Raw genomic sequence first — 301 nt, 5'->3', positions numbered from 1 at the left:
GAAGCGAAGCGCAGACCCGGGACCCCGCAGAGGCTAATCACCCCAAGGCCCCGGCGCTCCCTCCCGGTCGGCCGGGGTTTCACCATATTATAAGTTTTGAAATCCCTGGCGGAGCGAGGCGAAGACCCGCGACCTTGCAGAAGCTAGCCACCGGAATGCAACTTTTCGTTGCCACGAAGTGCGCGCCTGCCCACAATCCCCCCAAGGGAAGAAATAATGTATCGCGCCTTCGTCTACATCCTGACGAACAAGCCGCATGGCGTTCTCTATACCGGCATGTGCAATGACACCCTGATACGGC

Annotated in this window: 1 protein-coding gene; it reads right to left on the bottom strand. The window is 59.1% G+C overall.

The annotated features are described in order from the left end of the window. Positions 1–87: 87 nt before the first annotated feature. On the bottom strand, positions 88–301 hold a 214-nt coding region (locus E5162_RS15000; protein ID WP_206751151.1), incomplete at its 5' end, for a hypothetical protein.

Source organism: Marinicauda pacifica, assembly GCF_004793635.1.
GTDB classification, from domain to species: Bacteria; Pseudomonadota; Alphaproteobacteria; order Caulobacterales; family Maricaulaceae; genus Marinicauda; species Marinicauda pacifica.
The sequence above is the reverse complement of the archived record's forward strand: the minus strand, read 5'-3'. Positions and strand labels throughout refer to the sequence as shown.